This window comes from Sphingopyxis sp. H073, assembly GCF_001468395.1.
Classification (GTDB): Bacteria; Pseudomonadota; Alphaproteobacteria; order Sphingomonadales; family Sphingomonadaceae; genus Sphingopyxis.
Map to the genome: position 1 here is coordinate 399,249 of NZ_LNSG01000004.1, position 14,534 is coordinate 413,782.

The window sequence follows — 14,534 nt, forward strand, 5'->3', positions numbered from 1 at the left end:
GGAGGATGGCTATGCTCCGGTGGCTGGTTCGCATCGTCGCGCTGTTGGTCGCGGTCGCCGCATTATTGTGGTTGACCGTTTCTTACGTGACGCCGCAGCCTGCGATCTGGGCGATCCGCGCCCTGTTCGATTCAGGATCGGATGCAGCGAGCGCAAAGCTGCTCCCGAAAGTCCCAGCCAATATCGAGACGACGGGCGCCGTCCGCTATGACCCGTCCGATCCCGACGCGCTGCTCGATGTCTTTCGCCAGAGAGGTGCAGCGGCGTCCCAACCCGCGATCATCTGGATTCACGGCGGCGGTTTCGTTTCGGGTAATCGCCATATCGTCGCCGAATATCTGAAGATTCTGGCAGCCCGGGGCTTCGTCACCGTGACGGTCGACTATACGATCGCGCCCGAGGCGCATTACCCGACCCCGATACGCCAGACGAACAAGGCGCTAGGCTATATCGTCGCCAATGCGGCGCGTTACGGCATCGATCCCGACCGCGTCCTGATCGGCGGCGACAGCGCCGGGGCCCAGATTGCGGCGCAGGTGGCGGCGCTGGCCACCAACCCCGCTTATGCCAAGGCCGTAGGCATTTCCCCTTCGGTCGGGCCCGATCGGATCAAGGGCGCGATCCTGTTTTGCGGCGCGCACGACGTGACGATGCTCAATCTCGACGGCAAACTCGGCCCCTTTCTGCGCGCGGTCGTCTGGGCCTACGGCGGCAAGCGTGACGCGATGAGCGACCCGGCGTTCCGCCTGATGGCTGTCCCCGATCATGTGACAAAGGATTTCCCGCCCGTCTTTATCACCGCCGGCAATGCCGACCCGCTCCTCGGCCAGTCGAAAAGGCTCGCCAATCGGCTGAAAGCCGCGGGAGCGATAACCGATCCGCTATTCTTTCCTGCGGATTATTCGCCCGCTCTCGGCCACGAATATCAGTTCGATCTCGACAGCCCGGCGGGCCGGCAGGCCTTCGAGCGCACCGTCGCCTTCGCGCGCCGCGTGACAGAGAAGAAAGCGGGACCATCACGCTAGGCCGCCCGCGCCGCCGCTGCTACACCGCCGCCATGTCCGAGAAGAATCATCTCTATCTGGTCGATGGCTCCAGCTACATCTTCCGCGCCTATCACCGCCTGCCGCCGCTGACGAACCCGAGCGGCGTGCCGGTCGGCGCGGTCTATGGCTATACGACGATGCTGTGGAAGCTCGCGAAGGACCTGCACGACGCCGACGGGCCGACGCACCTTGCGGTCATCCTCGACCATAGCAGCCAGTCGTTTCGCAACGAGATTTACGACCAGTATAAGGCGAACCGCCCCGAACCGCCCGAGGATCTGCGCCCGCAATTCCCGCTGATCCGCGACGCGACCCGCGCCTTCTCGCTGCCGTGCATCGAGATGGAGGGGTTCGAGGCCGACGACCTGATCGCCAGCTACGCCGAAGCCGCGGTGCGCGAGGGCTGGGACGTTACCATCGTGTCCTCGGACAAGGATCTGATGCAGCTGATCCGCGAACCCGCCGGCGGCCCGCACGTCGACATGCTCGACACGATGAAGAATGTCCGCCTCGGGCTGGCGGCGGTCGACGAGAAGTTCGGCGTCTCCCCCGACCTTGTCGGCGACGTGCTCGCGCTGATGGGCGACAGCGTCGATAACGTCCCCGGCGTGCGCGGTGTGGGACCGAAGACGGCGACCAAGCTGATCCAGGAATATGGCAACCTCACCGCCGCGCTCGACGGCGCCGGGACGATGAAGGCCAGCAAGCTTCGCGACAATCTGATCGAGCACCGCGGCATGGCTGAACTGTCGCGCATCCTCGTCGACCTCAAGCGCGACGTGCCGCTGCCCGATCCGCTCGATTCGCTGAAGCTCGGCGCAATCCCGCCCGCGCCGCTGAAAGCCTTCCTCGACGAGCATGGGTTCCGCTCGCTCTCGGCCAAACTCGACAATGGCGCGACGCCAAGCGGGCCGCCGACGTTGCCGCGCGCGAACGCGAAGGTTGCGCCCGCGGCTCTCGCCGTTCCGTCGACGCCCACCCTGCCCGCGTGGCCGGCGATCGACCGTGCGCTCTATGAAACGGTGGCGACGCTCGATGCGCTCGACCGCTGGATCGCGGAGGCGCGCGCCGCGCATGTCGTTGCGATCGACACCGAGACGGCAAGCCTCGACAGCGTCACCGGCGACCTCGTCGGGGTCAGCCTGTCGACCAGCGCCGGCAAGGCCTGCTACATCCCGCTCGGCCACGGAGGCACCGACATGTTTGCCGAAAAGCCCGAGCAAATTCCCATGAAGGAAGCGCTCGCACGGCTCGGCGCGCTGTTCGCCGACGATGCAGTGCTCAAGGTCGGGCACAACCTCAAATATGACATCGGCGTGCTGGCGCAGCATGGGCTGACCGTCGCGCCCTATGACGATACGATGGTGATGAGCTTCGCACTCGACGCGGGCAAGCACGGTCATGGCCTCGACGAATTGTCGAAGCTGCACCTCGACCATGTCTGCCTGTCGTTCAAGGAAGTGTGCGGCGCCGGCAAGTCGCAGATCAGCTTTGCCGAGGTGCCGCTCGACCGGGCGACCCAATATGCCGCCGAGGATGCCGAGGTCGCGTGGCGGCTTTGGAAGCTGCTGAAACTCCGCCTGCCGCTCGAAGGCGGGACGCGCGTCTATGAAATGGTCGATCGCCCGCTTGCCGCCATCGTCGAGGGGATGGAGCGCGTCGGCATCACCGTGAACCGCGACTATCTGGCGAAGCTGTCGGCTGAATTCGCAAGCGAGATGCTGCGTATGGAAGGCGAGATTCACGCACTCGCGGGTCAGCCATTCACGATCGGAAGCCCGAAGCAACTCGGCGAAATCCTGTTCGACAAGCTCGGGCTCAAGGGCGGGCGCAAGGGCAAATCGGGCGATTGGTCGACCGACCAGAGCGAACTCGAACGGCTCGAACGCGACGGGGTGCCGATCGCGAGGCTGATCCTCGAATGGCGCCAACTCGCGAAGCTCAAATCCACCTATACCGACGCGCTGCAACAGCAGATCAACGCGAAGACCGGACGCGTGCACACCAGTTACAGCCTCGTCGGAGCGCAGACCGGGCGACTGTCGTCGACCGATCCGAATCTGCAGAATATCCCGATCCGCACCGAAATCGGCCGCCAGATTCGGGACGCCTTCATCGCTGCTCCGGGCAAGGTGCTGATCGCGGCCGACTATAGCCAAATCGAACTCCGCCTGGCTGCGCACATGGCCGATGTTCCCGAACTCAAACAGGCCTTCGCCCAGGGGCAGGATATTCATTCGGCGACCGCGATCGAACTGTTCGGAGAGGTCAACCGCGACACGCGCGGCAAGGCGAAGACGGTCAATTTCTCGATCCTCTACGGCATTTCGCGCTGGGGCCTCGCGAACCGCCTCGAAATCACGCCCGACGAGGCGCAGGCGCTGATCAGCCGCTATTTCGAGCGCTTCCCCGGCATCTCGGACTATATCACCGACACGCTCGAAACGGCGCGGGCGCGCGGCTACACCGAGACACTGTTCGGGCGGAAGACCTGGTTCCCGCGCATCAAGGCGCCGAACCAGAACGAACGCGCGGGCAGCGAGCGCGCCGCGATCAACGCGCCCATTCAGGGCACCAGCGCCGACCTGATCAAGCGCGCGATGGCACGGATGCCGAAGGCGCTGGCGGACGCCGGCCTCGCCGACGTCAAGATGCTGTTGCAGGTCCACGACGAACTCGTCTTCGAGGCGCCCGAGGACAAAGCCGAAGCCGCGGGCGACGTCATTCGCCGCGTCATGATGGGCGCCGCCGAGCCGGTGCTGACGCTCTCGGTCCCGCTGGAGGTCGAGATCGGCATCGGCAAGAGCTGGGGCGAAGCGCATTGATCGCGGCCCCTATCCTCCTGCTGATCGCCGCGCTTGAAGGCGGTCCAACGATCGCGGCCTCGGCTGCGGCGGCAACCGAAACCGCTCCCCCCGCGATCGCCGACGCGGATATCCGCGAATATGCTGCGGTCGCGGGGCGCAAGGTCGCCGGGCGTCCGGTCGGCGGCCCCTATCCCACTGCCGACAAGGTGTTGCTGATTGTCCGCGACGCGAAGGGCTATCCATCGATCGCGGGCAGCTTCGGCTTTCCGGTCAAGCAGCCGCTTCGGCCGCCGCCCGAGGGCACCCTGGCTGTCATCCGCCTGCACCAGCGGTCGGAAACCGTCGTGCCCGGCCCGACTGCCGACGACCTCGCCTTTGTCGTCGCAAACCGCCTGCCGCTGTTCGTGATCGGCGAATGGGCTCGCCCAGCGCCGATGTGGGAGGTCGCGTGGGTCGACGGCGCCGTCCGTTATCGCACTATCGGGGACATCGGCGAAATCGGCCCCTGGCAGGATTAGCCGGGCTTCATTCAGGCGCTGGGCCGAAGCGATTGGGACCGTCGGTCCCGGCGCGCGCCAGCTCGATCGCCAACCAGGCAAGCAGCAGCCCGCCGACGATCGCCGGCCAATCGGGGCCGTGCGTCGACGCGTTCGCCTGCGCCACCCAATCGATCATCGACGCCGGATTGCCGGGCTGACGTTCCATTTTTTCCATGAGCGCCGGTAACCGCTCGGCCGCCTCGGCCGTGCGGCGCGCCTGCCCCAGCCCCGTCGCGAACAGGCCGAACGGCAGGATCAGCGCCCACCAGCCCGCGCGCGCGCGATCGTGCAACCGGCGCGCCGTCGCCGAGAGCAGCAGCAGCGCCCCGATCAGGAAGATGCCGATACTGGCGTAGGCCGCGCTGACCATGCCCTTCATCTGGCTCTCGAACATCGCGCGGCTCGCCTCGGCATCGCCTGGCGCGTTCGCCGCAAGAACGTCCATCGATGGAAAGGCCAGCACGATCTGCATCGCGAACTGCAGGACGATCAACGGGCCGAACACGAGCGCGACGAAAATCCAGAAATCCATCCGGCTGTCGCGGCCGTACGCGCTGAACAGCCGTCCGAACCCGCGCCGCGAAATCCGTCCAACCGAAAAGTCCGCCATATCCCCCCACTTCCGCGACAGTCTATCGACCGCGCGGACAGGTGCCAATCGCCCAACCGCCCCGAATTGGCGGTAAAAGGCCTGCTATTGCGTCAAAGAGGCCCGCCGCCTCTTCCCCACTTGCCCCGCACCATCTATGACAGCGCGATGACATCCCGCTGGCACTTTTGCGACAGCAGCGACGAAAGGCTTTCATGACGACGACCCCGGCGGCGACTGCGCCGACCCGCATTCAGCAGAATATCCTCGCGCGCAGCGAACGCCGCCTGCTTAACTGGATCTGTCCCCGCCTGCCCCATTGGGTCACCCCCGACCAGCTCACCGCGCTCGGTTTCGCGGGTGCGCTGCTCGTCGCCGCCGGCTATATGCTGAGCTGGATCGAGGGTGAGTGGCTTGTGCTTTCGCTGATCGGCTATGTCGTCAACTGGTTTGGCGATTCGCTCGACGGCAGCCTTGCCCGCTGGCGGCGAATCGAGCGCCCCGCTTACGGCTATTTCCTCGACCACAGCGTCGACGCCGTTGGCACGCTGCTGATGATCGGCGCGATCGGCGCAAGCCCCTACATGCGGCTCGACGTCGCGCTGATGGCGGTGATCGGCTATTTCCTGTTGTCGATCCACACCTTCCTCGCCGCGAAGGTCGTCGGCGAGTTCCGCCTGTCCTATATGGCCGGGGGGCCGACCGAATTGCGGCTGATGCTGATGGCGATGACGGTCGCGATGCCGCTTATCGGGGGACACAAAGTTCTTGGCAGCAGCTTCTCGGCCTTCGACCTGTTCGCGCTGGTCGTCGCGAGCATTCTCGTGACGCTGTTCGTGGTCCAGAGCCTCGCGACCGCCCACATGCTCCGCAAACGCGGAGTCTAGAAAGCCCTAGGGTCAGGACCCTAGGGCCGCAGGCGCGCTTGGGGATAAGTGCCGAGCAGGCGCAGCGATTTCGTCTGGAAGTCGAGCTCCTCGAGCGCGCGGTCGATGCGCTCGTCGCCCGGCGCGCCGACGATGTCGGCATAGAATTTCGTCGCGGCGAAGCTACCGCCGACCTGATAGCTTTCAAGCTTGGTCATGTTGACCCCGTTCGTCGCGAAGCCGCCAAGCGCCTTGTAAAGCGCAGCGGGAATATTTTTCACCTCGAATACGAAGGTGGTCATCAGCGGCATGCCCGCCGGCGGTTCGGCCAGCGGTTCCCGCGCCAGAACGACGAAGCGCGTCATATTGTGATCCGCATCCTCCATTCCGGTCCCGTGCAACGTCAGCCCGTACAGTTCGGCGGCGTGCGGCGGCGCCAGAGCGGCGAGCCCAACTTCGTCGCTGTCGGCGACCCATGCGGCGGCGCCCGCGGTATCGCTGTGCGCGATCGGGGAGATATTGTTGGCGCGCAGCCATTTCCGGCACTGTCCAAGCGCCTGCTCGTGGCTCATCGCGCGGGTCACGGGACCGAGGTCGCGGCTCATCAGACCGTAGCGGATCGGCAGGAAATGCTCGCCGACGATATAGAGGCCGGATTCGGGGAGCAGGAAGTGGATGTCGGCGACGCGGCCGTGCAGGCTGTTCTCGATCGGGATGATCGCGCGGTCGACGCTACCGCCCAGCACCGCCTCGATCGCATCCTCGAACGAATAGCAGGGCAGCGGCAGAGAATTCGCGTCATATTCGCGCGCGGCAAGGTCGCTGTTCGCACCGGGCGCTCCCTGAAAGGCCAGCCCGCGCGCCGGATCGGCGAGCGCCGCCGCCTTCATTTCGTCCACCAGATGCTGCGCCGATGCCGTGTAGCTACCCATGACCGCCCTTCCCAACTGCGCCGCGGCGCATAGCGAGGCATGGCAGCGCGCGCAACCGGCGCTGCGTGCGATTTCATCCCCTTGCGCCGCGCACCATGCCCCAGTAAGGGAGCGACCAAATCATATCACGCGCTCAAGGGCGGGCGCCAGCGAACGGGGCTGCAAGCATGGACAATCGCAACAACACTATTGCCGGCTGGGTATTGTTCGCCGGTATTTGCGCACTGGGCCTGACGATCGGCTCGGGCATGTTGTTTGCCAGCCACGATCCCCACAAGCCCGGCTATCCGATCGAGGATGCCGAGGGCGGCGAAGGCGGCGGCGCGTCGGCTGTTCCGCTCCCCAACCTGCTCGCTGCGGCCGATGTCGCAAAGGGCGAGGCGGTGTTCGCCAAGTGCGCGGCGTGCCACACGATCAATCAGGGCGGTGCCAACGGCATCGGCCCCAACCTCTATGCGACGATGGGTGAACCGATCGGCCAGGGCAAGGCGGGCTTCGCCTTTTCAGACGCGCTCAAGAATGTCGGCGGCACCTGGGACTTCGAAAAGATGGACCATTGGCTGACCAGCCCGCGCAAGTTCGCCAACGGCACCAAGATGTCGTTCGCGGGCCTGTCGAACCCGGAAGACCGCGCGAACCTGATCGTCTATCTCAACGCGCAGGGTTCGAACCTGCCGCTGCCCGCGGCCGAAGCCGCTCCGGCCACCGACGCGGCCGCTGCCCCGGCTGCAGGCGCCGGCAAGGCCGCGGCTCCCGCCGAAGCCGCCAAGGGTGCCGAAGGCGCGCCCGCTGCTCCGGCCGAAGCCAAGAAATAATGCGCCTCGCGCCCGTCCTGCTGGCGGGCGCGTTGCTGCTTGCCGGCTGCGGCAAGAGCGAACCGCCCGCCGACACGTCAAGCCCCGAAACGGCTTCTGCCGAAACCGCCGCACCCGCGGTCGAGCCGACCGCCGCGATGGGCGAGCAGGTCTTCAAGCGATGCGTCGCGTGCCACACGATCGACAAGGGTGGCGCCAACGGTATCGGCCCCAACCTCCACGGCGTCGTCGGCCGCGCGGTTGCGGCGCATGAAGGCTTCTCCTATTCGTCGGCCCTGAAGGCGAAGGGCGGCGCTTGGGACGCCGCGAACCTCGACCGGTTCCTTGAAAGCCCGATGAAATACGCCCCGGGCACGCGCATGGCGTTCGCGGGCGTCATCGACGCATCCGATCGCAAGGCGCTGATCCTGTATCTGGAAGCGCAGTCGAAATAACACGAATCCTCCCTGTGCCGCAGGGAGGGTCGTTAGATCAGTGATGTTCGATATTCGCGTAGAAGTCCTGGATGATCGCCCAGGCTTCGTCCGCCGTCTCGACGAATTTGAATAGGTCGAGGTCGCGTGCGCTCACCACGCCTTCTTCGACCAGCGCGTCGAAATTGACGACGCGCTGCCAGAAATCCTTGCCGAACAGGACGATAGGGATCGGCTTGATCTTGCCCGTCTGGATCAAGGTCAGCAGCTCGAACATCTCGTCGAAGGTGCCGAAACCGCCGGGGAACACGGCGACCGCGCGGGCGCGGAGCAGGAAGTGCATCTTCCTGAGCGCGAAATAGTGGAACTGGAAGCTCAGCGACGGGGTGACATAGCGGTTCGGCGCCTGCTCGTGCGGCAACACGATGTTGAGCCCGATCGACTCGCGACCCTCGTCGGCGGCGCCGCGGTTCGCGGCCTCCATGATCGACGGACCGCCGCCCGAGCAGACGACGAAATGGCGGCAGCCTTCCTCGTCGCACGGCACTTGGCTCGCGATCCGCGCGAGGCTGCGCGCTTCGTCGTAATATTTGGCCTTGGCCTTCAGGCGCCGCGCGATGTTGCGCTGGATGTCGTCAGTCGCCGCGGCTTCGAGCGCGTCGGCTTCGGCAGGCTCGGGGATGCGCGCCGAACCATAGATGACCAGCGTCGACTCGATCCCGGCCTCGTCGAGGAGCAGTTCGGGCTTCAGGAGCTCGAGCTGGAAGCGGACCGGACGCAGATCCTCGCGCAGCAGGAAGTCGGTGTCCTGGAAGGCCAGCTTGTAAGCCGGGTCGGCGGTCTGCGGGGTGGTCGTCGCCTGCTTGGCGAACTGGGCGTCATCCTTGGCCTTGTGGAAGCGCGAACGATGGGGTTGCTTGTCTTTTGTCATTGGCGGACGGCTAGCCGTTTCGCGTGACTTTGCCAAGTCAGGCGCCTTATCGGCAGTATCCGTTGCCGCTCATGTCCATGTGGAAATGATTGTAGTGCGCTGCGTTGTAATCGGGGCTCAGCACGGTCCCGAAACGGCGGCACGCCGATTTGTGCAGCGCGCGCAGGAAATCGCGCGATGCCTGATCGCCGTTCCAGCCCCCGTCGAGCATGATGCGGCGCCCGTCGGCGAGCACGAAACCTGCGACGTCGATCGCGTTCGAATAGGCGTGCTGCGAAATCCGTCCCGACCGGCCGCCATAGATGTTGCGGCAGCTGTAGGTGCCATAGGTCTCGATCTTCACGACATCCTGCCCGAAGAACTGGCGCCCCGCCGGCTTCACCGCATAGCGTGCCCACGCCGCGAAATTCTTGGCTAGCGGACAGGTCATCGGGCCCAGGTTGGTGACCGGCATGCCGATGTCGAGCAGCTTCACCGAATCGATCGAGCTGCACCCGCCGCCATGATCCGCATTCGGCAGCGGCGTGAAGCGCACCCCCGCCTGCTTGAGGTCGAAGGCGCATTGCTTCGCGTCCGGGCTGGTGAAGGACGGCGTTCCGGTAACTTGCGGCCGCTGCGGCGCATTGGCGCCCGCGCGCTTCCCGCCCCCCTGTTTCATCACGTCCGGCGCGCCGAAACAGGCCGAAAGCGCCAGGGCAGCAGTCGCCGCGACAAGCACCCGAGGCCGAAGGAAAGCAGGGAATGCCATGGCGCCAATCTGTAACGAATATGGTTAACAAATCGCTAACCCCGGCCCTCGGCTCATCGAAAATTTCGCCCGGCTCGCGCATTTTGTTTGACAGTTGCGCGTCCATCCCTAAACGCGGCGCCGGGCCACGCGGTCCCAACGCCGCGCGAGCTCTCTGTGAGGAGAGTATGACATGACTGACGTGCGTAAACCGCAGGCAAGGCCTGCGCGTCCTTTCTTTTCCTCCGGTCCGTGCGCCAAGCCGCCGGTCTGGTCCCCCGACAAACTCGCCACCGAATCGCTCGGCCGCTCGCATCGCGCCAAGATCGGCAAGACGCGTCTCGCCTATTGCATCGACCTGATGCGCGAGATGCTGCAGCTCCCCGATACCCACCGCATCGGCATCGTGCCCGGATCGGACACCGGCGCCTTTGAGATGGCGATGTGGACGATGCTTGGGCAGCGGCCCGTCACGACGCTCGCGTGGGAGAGCTTCGGCGAGGGCTGGGTCACCGATGCCGCCAAGCAGCTCAAGCTCGATCCGACCGTTATCCGCGCCGACTACGGCGAGCTTCCCGACCTGGGCCAAGTCGACTGGTCGAACGACGTCCTCTTCACCTGGAACGGCACCACCAGCGGCGTCCGCGTGCCCGATGGCGACTGGATCGCCGCCGATCGAGCAGGGCTGAGCTTCGCCGATGCGACCAGCGCGGTGTTCGCCTACGACCTGCCGTGGGACAAGATCGACGTCGCGACCTTCAGCTGGCAGAAAGTGCTTGGCGGCGAAGGCGGCCATGGCGTACTGATCCTCGGCCCGCGCGCGGTTGAGCGGCTTGAGAATTACACCCCCGCCTGGCCGCTGCCCAAGGTCTTCCGCCTCGTCAGCAAGGGCGCGCTCGCCGAGGGCGTGTTCAAGGGCGAGACCATCAACACCCCGTCGATGCTCGCGGTCGAGGACGCGATCTTCGCGCTCGAGTGGGCGAAGTCGCTGGGCGGACTCGACGGCCTGAAAGCGCGCAGCGACGCCAACGCCGCGGCGCTCGACAAGATCGTCACCGACCGCGACTGGCTCAGACACCTCGCCGCCGATCCTGCCAGCCGATCGAAGACCTCGGTCTGCCTGTCGGTCGCCGGCGCCGACGAAGCCTTCATCAAGACGTTCGCCGGGCTGCTCGAAGCCGAAGGCGCGGCCTATGACATCGCGGGCTACCGCGACGCCCCTCCGGGCCTTCGCATCTGGTGCGGCGCGACCGTCGACACCGCCGATATCGAAGCGCTTGGGCCGTGGCTCGACTGGGCCTACGCCTCGCTCAACCCATAACGTCGTCCCAGCGAAAGCTGGGACCGCCATCGATCATCCCCATTCCCAACGATCCCAGCTTTCGCTGGGATGACGGAGAAAATGACATGACCGCTCCCAAAGTTCTGATTTCCGACAAGATGGACCCCAAGGCCGCCACGATCTTCAAGGAACGCGGCATCGACGTCGACGTCATCACCGGCAAGACCAAGGACGAGCTGATCGCGATGATCGGCGCCTATGACGGCCTCGCGATCCGCTCGGCCACCAAGGTCACCGCCGACGTTCTGGCCGCGGCGACGAACCTCAAGGTCGTCGGCCGCGCCGGGATCGGCGTCGACAATGTCGATATCCCCTCGGCGTCGAAGCAGGGGGTCATCGTGATGAATACGCCCTTCGGCAACAGCATCACTACGGCCGAACATGCGATCGCGATGATGTTCGCACTCTCCCGCCAGATCCCCGAAGCGAACGCGCTGACGCAGGCGGGCAAATGGCCAAAGAACGACTTCATGGGCGTCGAGCTGACCTCGAAGACGCTCGGCCTGATCGGCTGCGGCAACATCGGCAGCATCGTTGCCGAGCGTGCGCTGGGCCTGCGCATGAAGGTCGTCGCCTTCGACCCCTTCCTGACGCCTGAGCGCGCGATCGAGCTTGGCGTCGAAAAGGCTGATCTCGACACGCTGCTCGCCAAGGCCGATTTCATCACGCTGCACACGCCGCTGACCGACCAGACGCGCAATATCCTGTCGGCCGAGAATATCGCCAAGGCAAAGAAGGGTGTCCGCATCATCAACTGCGCACGCGGCGGCCTGATCGACGAGGCGGCGCTCAAAGACGCGCTCGACAGCGGCCATGTCGCGGGCGCGGCGCTCGATGTGTTCGCGACCGAGCCGCCTCCGGCCGATCATCCGCTGTTCGGCACCCCGAACTTCATCTGCACCCCGCACCTCGGTGCCTCGACCGACGAGGCGCAGGTCAATGTCGCCATTCAGGTCGCCGAGCAGATCAGCGACTACCTCCTCACCGGCGGGATCACCAATGCGCTCAACGTCCCGAGCCTGTCGGCCGAGGAGGCGCCTAAGCTCCGCCCCTATATGAGCCTTGCCGAAAAGCTCGGCAGCCTCGTCGGCCAGCTTGCGCACGACAATCTGACGACGATCTCGATCGAGGTCGAGGGCGCCGCCGCCGAGCTCAACCTCAAGCCGATCACCGCCGCAGTGCTGACCGGCCTGATGCGCCGCTATTCGGACGCGGTGAACATGGTCAACGCCCCGCACCTTGCGCGCGAACGCGGTCTCGACGTCCGCGAAGTGCGCCACGACCGCGACGGCGACTATCACACGCTCGTCCGCGTAACGGTCGCGACCGAAGCGGGCGACCGTTCGGTCGCGGGCACGCTGTTCAGCAACGGCGACCCGCGCCTGGTCGAGATGTTCGGCATCAAGGTCGAGGCCGATCTCGACGGTCACATGCTCTACATCGTCAACGAGGACGCGCCGGGCTTCATCGGCCGCATCGGCACGACGCTGGGCGACGCGGGGCTCAACATCGGCACCTTCCACCTCGGCCGCCGCGCCGCAGGCGGTGAAGCGGTGCTGCTTTTGAGCCTCGACTCGCCGCTGCCTGAGCCCCTTCTGTGGCAGATCTGTCAGCTTCCGGGCGTGAAGACGGTGAAGGGCCTGAAGTTCTAAGCCCACGTTTCAATCCCCGTTCGTGTCGAGCGAAGTCGAGACACTCATCGTCGATGCACGCCTTCTCGGCATCTCGACTTCGCTCGATGCGAACGGAATTCGGGATTGTTGACTCTCTTCGACCATCCTAAGGCCGCACGCATGACCAAGGCCCCTGCCCTGCTGCCCGAAGGCCTCCGCGACCGCCTGCCCGCGCAGGCCGAGGCCGCGTCGCGCGTCACCCGCGCGCTGGTCGACGCGATGCGCGCGCACGGCTATGGTCGTGTATCGCCGCCGCTCGCCGAGTTCCGCGAGACGCTGGGCGGCGACGACGATCGCAGCTCGCGCGACCTTCTCCGCTTCACCGATCCGGTGTCGCAGCGCACGCTGGCCCTCCGCCCCGACATCACGCGGCAGGTCGGCCGCATCGCGACCTCGCTGCTCGCCAAGGCACCGCGTCCGTTGCGGCTTTGCTACGCCGGCCAGATCGTCAAGCTGCGCGCCAGCCAGCTCCGCCCTGCGCGCGAGATGCTGCAGGTCGGCGCCGAACTGATCGGCAGCGACGGCGTCGCGGCGGCGCGCGAGATCGTCAGCGTCGCGATCGACGCGCTGGAGGCGGCGGGCATCGGTCAAGTGACGATCGATTTCACGCTGCCCGACGCGGTCGGCCTGCTCGCGGGCGGGCCGCTGCCGGTCGCTGCCGAAATCGAAAGCCTGCGCGACGAACTCGACGCCAAGGACGCCGGCGCGCTCGTGCGCATCGGTGCCGAGGCCTATCTGCCGCTACTCCGCGCGACCGGCCCGTTCGACCGCGCGATCGCCGACCTGCGAGCGTTCGATACGTCGGGCGTGCTCACGAGCCGCATCGACGCGCTCGAAGAGATCGGCGCGCCGATCCGCAACCGCGCGAACCTGACTCTCGACCCGACCGAACGCCACGGTTTCGCCTATCAAAGCTGGTTCGGCTTCCAGATCTTCGTCCCCGGCCAGGGCGACGCGATCGGCCGCGGCGGCGGCTATGCCATCCCGGTCGGCGACGAACAGGAAGAGCCCGCGGTCGGCTTCTCGCTCTACCCCGACCCGCTGATCGACGACGGCCTCGGCGTCGAGGATGAGGCCGAACGCCGCATCTTCCTGCCCCTCGGCCACGATCCCGCGCTGGCAACAAGCCTGCGCGCCGACGGCTGGCAGACGGTCGCAGCGCTGTCCGAGGCCGACGACGCCCGCGCGCTCGGTTGCGGCTGGCGGCTTGGTCCCTACGGCCCTGTCGAGGCGTGAGCTGTTCCCCGGCAAAAGCCGGGGCCCATAGCAGCGTCCGATCTGGGCCCCGGCTTTCGCCGGGGAACATGTTCCTAGAAATCCGATACCCCAAACCGCGGAATCCCCTGGTTCACACCGGGTGGATCGAGCACGGTCACGTCGAGTTCGACCGGCTCGCCGATCCAGTGCGCAAGGCTGGTGTGGTCGGCGAGATCGTCGTCGGTGAGCGGATGGACAAGCGCGCGCAGTCCCGTCGCCTCGATCGCCGCGACCACCGCAGGCCGATAGCTGGCCAGGAAGTGCACCTCATATTGCGCGATCGGATGCGGCCCCGCCGCGCCATCGGTCAGCGCGCCGACGAACAGGATCGCCGGATCCGCGCCGAACGCATCGCGGAGCGCGACCGCCGCCGACCGCTCGGCGGGGTCGTAATAGATATGCGCATGATAGGGCGCGTCGGGGTTCGTCATCTCGGCATCGCTTTCCACTTGTGTCATCTCGGGCTTGACCCTGGGTGCGTCATTTGAAGGAAAAGGCGGGTTCCGGGTCAAGCCCGGGATTCGCCCCGGCCCGGCGATCATTTCGAACGCTTCGGCTAGCCCGACGCTGCCGAAGGGAACAATCGTAGCGAACGAC

General features: G+C 66.0%; 14 protein-coding genes. 9 read left to right on the forward strand and 5 right to left on the reverse strand.

The genetic code is table 11. The annotated features are described in order from the left end of the window. Positions 1-5: 5 nt before the first annotated feature. From ATE64_RS10000 to ATE64_RS10010, 3 genes are read left to right on the forward strand one after another with little or no spacing between them, the layout of a single operon-like run. Complete coding sequence (locus tag ATE64_RS10000; RefSeq protein ID WP_058800334.1) at positions 6-1,025, forward strand: alpha/beta hydrolase; 1,020 nt, start codon at positions 6-8, stop codon at positions 1,023-1,025. 32 nt (positions 1,026-1,057) lie between these two features. Then, positions 1,058-3,871 (forward strand): DNA polymerase I, encoded by a 2,814-nt coding sequence (gene polA, locus ATE64_RS10005; RefSeq protein WP_058455424.1) that lies wholly within the window; start codon positions 1,058-1,060, stop codon positions 3,869-3,871. After that, positions 3,868-4,371 carry a hypothetical protein gene (locus tag ATE64_RS10010; protein WP_058455425.1) on the forward strand — a complete coding sequence of 168 codons (504 nt, stop codon included), beginning with the start codon at positions 3,868-3,870 and terminating at the stop codon, positions 4,369-4,371. Before polA ends, ATE64_RS10010 begins: the two co-directional genes overlap by 4 nt. Positions 4,372-4,378: 7 nt before the next feature. On the opposite strand, the gene ATE64_RS10015 is transcribed toward ATE64_RS10010, so the two are convergent. Next, positions 4,379-5,002, reverse strand: coding sequence for a DUF805 domain-containing protein (locus ATE64_RS10015; RefSeq protein ID WP_058455426.1), 624 nt, complete (start codon positions 5,000-5,002; stop codon positions 4,379-4,381). Positions 5,003-5,196: 194 nt separating this feature from the next. On the opposite strand from ATE64_RS10015, the gene ATE64_RS10020 reads away from it, so the two are divergent. Further along, the gene (locus ATE64_RS10020) at positions 5,197-5,868 is read left to right on the forward strand and encodes a CDP-alcohol phosphatidyltransferase family protein (RefSeq protein WP_058455427.1); all 672 of its coding nucleotides are present in this window, start codon (positions 5,197-5,199) and stop codon (positions 5,866-5,868) included. Between the two features lie 20 nt (positions 5,869-5,888). Here ATE64_RS10020 and ATE64_RS10025 read toward each other — a convergent pair whose 3' ends face one another. Further along, a complete protein-coding gene (locus ATE64_RS10025; RefSeq protein ID WP_058455428.1) occupies positions 5,889-6,779 on the reverse strand; it encodes a prephenate dehydratase in 891 nt (296 codons plus the stop codon). Between the two features lie 167 nt (positions 6,780-6,946). On the opposite strand from ATE64_RS10025, the gene ATE64_RS10030 reads away from it, so the two are divergent. Continuing rightward, complete coding sequence (locus ATE64_RS10030) at positions 6,947-7,594, forward strand: cytochrome c family protein (RefSeq protein WP_058455429.1); 648 nt, start codon at positions 6,947-6,949, stop codon at positions 7,592-7,594. Next, the gene (locus ATE64_RS10035) at positions 7,594-8,028 is read left to right on the forward strand and encodes a cytochrome c family protein (protein ID WP_058455430.1); all 435 of its coding nucleotides are present in this window, start codon (positions 7,594-7,596) and stop codon (positions 8,026-8,028) included. The genes ATE64_RS10030 and ATE64_RS10035 overlap by 1 nt, the downstream gene beginning before the upstream one ends. 37 nt (positions 8,029-8,065) lie before the next feature. Here ATE64_RS10035 and ATE64_RS10040 read toward each other — a convergent pair whose 3' ends face one another. Further along, a complete protein-coding gene (locus ATE64_RS10040; protein WP_058455431.1) occupies positions 8,066-8,938 on the reverse strand; it encodes an LOG family protein in 873 nt (290 codons plus the stop codon). Positions 8,939-8,984: 46 nt separating this feature from the next. Then, positions 8,985-9,686: an extensin family protein gene (locus ATE64_RS10045; RefSeq protein ID WP_058455432.1), complete on the reverse strand. Its 702-nt coding sequence runs from the start codon at positions 9,684-9,686 to the stop codon at positions 8,985-8,987. Between the two features lie 172 nt (positions 9,687-9,858). Here ATE64_RS10045 and ATE64_RS10050 point away from each other — a divergent pair, with 172 nt between their 5' ends. From ATE64_RS10050 to ATE64_RS10060, 3 genes are all read left to right on the forward strand, one after another. Continuing rightward, a complete protein-coding gene (locus ATE64_RS10050; RefSeq protein ID WP_058455433.1) occupies positions 9,859-10,986 on the forward strand; it encodes a phosphoserine transaminase in 1,128 nt (375 codons plus the stop codon). 86 nt (positions 10,987-11,072) lie between these two features. Then, positions 11,073-12,659 carry a phosphoglycerate dehydrogenase gene (serA, locus tag ATE64_RS10055; RefSeq protein ID WP_058455434.1) on the forward strand — a complete coding sequence of 529 codons (1,587 nt, stop codon included), beginning with the start codon at positions 11,073-11,075 and terminating at the stop codon, positions 12,657-12,659. A gap of 141 nt (positions 12,660-12,800) precedes the next feature. Beyond that, positions 12,801-13,916 (forward strand): ATP phosphoribosyltransferase regulatory subunit, encoded by a 1,116-nt coding sequence (locus ATE64_RS10060; RefSeq protein WP_058455527.1) that lies wholly within the window; start codon positions 12,801-12,803, stop codon positions 13,914-13,916. Between the two features lie 74 nt (positions 13,917-13,990). On the opposite strand, the gene ATE64_RS10065 is transcribed toward ATE64_RS10060, so the two are convergent. Then, positions 13,991-14,395 (reverse strand): DOPA 4,5-dioxygenase family protein, encoded by a 405-nt coding sequence (locus ATE64_RS10065; RefSeq protein WP_231729065.1) that lies wholly within the window; start codon positions 14,393-14,395, stop codon positions 13,991-13,993. Positions 14,396-14,534: the final 139 nt, after the last annotated feature.

Bases quoted from the DNA above. Each gene is read 5' to 3' on its own strand.
- ATE64_RS10000 (WP_058800334.1), top strand. From the start codon at position 6: ATGGCTATGCTCCGGTGGCTGGTTCGCATCGTCGCGCTGTTGGTCGCG.
- ATE64_RS10045 (WP_058455432.1), bottom strand. From the start codon at position 9,686: ATGGCATTCCCTGCTTTCCTTCGGCCTCGGGTGCTTGTCGCGGCGACT.
- ATE64_RS10015 (WP_058455426.1), bottom strand. From the start codon at position 5,002: ATGGCGGACTTTTCGGTTGGACGGATTTCGCGGCGCGGGTTCGGACGG.
- ATE64_RS10020 (WP_058455427.1), top strand. From the start codon at position 5,197: ATGACGACGACCCCGGCGGCGACTGCGCCGACCCGCATTCAGCAGAAT.
- ATE64_RS10050 (WP_058455433.1), top strand. From the start codon at position 9,859: ATGACTGACGTGCGTAAACCGCAGGCAAGGCCTGCGCGTCCTTTCTTT.
- ATE64_RS10060 (WP_058455527.1), top strand. From the start codon at position 12,801: ATGACCAAGGCCCCTGCCCTGCTGCCCGAAGGCCTCCGCGACCGCCTG.
- polA (WP_058455424.1), top strand. From the start codon at position 1,058: ATGTCCGAGAAGAATCATCTCTATCTGGTCGATGGCTCCAGCTACATC.
- serA (WP_058455434.1), top strand. From the start codon at position 11,073: ATGACCGCTCCCAAAGTTCTGATTTCCGACAAGATGGACCCCAAGGCC.
- ATE64_RS10025 (WP_058455428.1), bottom strand. From the start codon at position 6,779: ATGGGTAGCTACACGGCATCGGCGCAGCATCTGGTGGACGAAATGAAG.
- ATE64_RS10030 (WP_058455429.1), top strand. From the start codon at position 6,947: ATGGACAATCGCAACAACACTATTGCCGGCTGGGTATTGTTCGCCGGT.
- ATE64_RS10065 (WP_231729065.1), bottom strand. From the start codon at position 14,395: ATGACACAAGTGGAAAGCGATGCCGAGATGACGAACCCCGACGCGCCC.
- ATE64_RS10040 (WP_058455431.1), bottom strand. From the start codon at position 8,938: ATGACAAAAGACAAGCAACCCCATCGTTCGCGCTTCCACAAGGCCAAG.
- ATE64_RS10035 (WP_058455430.1), top strand. From the start codon at position 7,594: ATGCGCCTCGCGCCCGTCCTGCTGGCGGGCGCGTTGCTGCTTGCCGGC.